We start from the raw sequence: 1,693 nt of genomic DNA, 5'->3' as shown, positions 1-1,693 counted from the left end.
GGAGGTCGGCCGACTGACTGATCATAAAATCAGTCAGTCGAACCCCGCTGCAAGGAGAGCATCATGGGTACCAATCAGACGAGCACAACCGGTAGAGAGGAACCGATTCTTGCGGTTTCAATCGAGCTTGCCGCAGCACACTGGAAAATCGCACTGCACGACGGCCAGCGCGAGAAGCCAGCCGTGCACACGGTAGCGCAGCCGCAGGCCGCCGTCCGCCTTCAGGCGGTCCTCAGCATGATCGAACAGCACAGGCAGAAGTGGTCGCTGCCGGCCGGCGTGCGCATCGTCGTAAGCTACGAAGCCGGCCGCGACGCATTCTGGATCTTGCGTGCGCTGCAGGCGCAACACGTCGAGTGCTACGTCGTCGATCCAGCCAGCATTCCCGTCGAGCGTCACAAGCGGCGCGCAAAGACCGACCGGCTCGATGCCATCAAGCTGGTAATCAACCTGCGCGCGTGGCTTCGCGGCGAGCGCGACCGCATGCACGTGGTTCACGTACCGTCACCGCAGGACGAAGCGTCACGCCACCTGATGCGCGATCGAGGGCAACTGCAGAAGGAAGTGCTTCAGCATCGAGACCGAATGCGCAAGCTGCTATGCACGCTTGGCTGCTGGGATGAGGTTGATGACAAAATCTTCGCCGGCCGGCTTAAGCGCGACGAGGTGCGGTGTCACGACGGCGCTGCGCTGCCGCCCGAGCTGCGTGAGCGGCTGCTGCGCGAATGCGAACGATTGGCTCTGGCCGAGCAGCAACTCGCGGCACTGGAGAAGACTCGGCAGGCAAGCCTGCCGGCGTCGGCGCGTGAGCGAAGCCATGACCTGGCGCGCCTGAAAGGCATTGGGGAAGTGGGCGCGTCGCGTCTCGCGCTCGAACTGTTCTGGCGGTCGTTCGGCAACCGGCGCCAGGTGGGTGCGTGCGTAGGGCTGGTACCCCAGCCTTACGACAGCGGCGAGAGTCACGTGGACCAGGGGATCAGCAAGCAGGGCAACCGACGGGTACGTGCCCTGCTGATCGAGATGGCGTGGTGCTGGTTGCGCTACCAACCCGGCAGTGCGCTAACGCGCTGGTTTACCCAGCGCACGCAGGGCACGGGACCGAATCGTCGCGCGCGGCGCATTGCGATCGTGGCTGTGGCGCGGCGCCTCGCGATTGCGCTATGGCGCTATCTTAAAGACGGCGTGATACCCGAAGGCGCGCAGTTCAAGCCAGTCTGAGTCTGCAACGACGACAAAACTGATTGATGATGGATGGGTTTGAAGTCGGCATGCCCGTGTGGGTGGCGGGTCGCTGAGGCGACCGATTTAACAGATGGGGCATGCCCCCGGACAAGTTTCCGGCGTAACGCGCATAGAGGATGAGGCTGACCACGCGTCAGCGGATAGAAGTGAGTGAGACGCTGCCGTCTCACGCGCGCGATAACAGGCTTCAGATCAGGACGCAAACCGGATTACAGCAATGGGTGACGACGGTGTAGACCCGTCAGGATATGTCGCGAAAATGCGCTTGTATGGTGGCGAACGCAACAATCTGCGCTCGCCACCATAAATAATTATGTCGCTCCTGGCGCTGGGTCAAGGGTCCGCTGCGCCAGGCGTTGCCTGCCCTTGACCCAGTTGCGCTTCCCCATCGAGCCACAGAGGGATCTGACCGATAATTTGTGAGAGGCCTTGACAACTTCCTGCTCATAGA

At 62.2% G+C, this 1,693-nt stretch carries 1 protein-coding gene; it reads left to right on the top strand.

What is annotated here, in order from left to right:
* Positions 1-63: 63 nt before the first annotated feature.
* Positions 64-1,218, top strand: coding sequence for an IS110 family RNA-guided transposase (locus P0D89_RS52660; protein ID WP_408371083.1), 1,155 nt, complete (start codon positions 64-66; stop codon positions 1,216-1,218).
* Positions 1,219-1,693 lie beyond the last annotated feature (475 nt).

Source organism: Paraburkholderia sp. RL18-085-BIA-A (genome assembly GCF_046027075.1).
In the GTDB taxonomy this organism is placed as follows: Bacteria; Pseudomonadota; Gammaproteobacteria; order Burkholderiales; family Burkholderiaceae; genus Paraburkholderia.
This window is presented reverse-complemented; position numbering and strand designations above follow the sequence as displayed.

Excerpts from the sequence above, each read along its gene's own strand:
- P0D89_RS52660 (WP_408371083.1), top strand. The coding sequence starts at position 64 with ATGGGTACCAATCAGACGAGCACAACCGGTAGAGAGGAACCGATTCTT.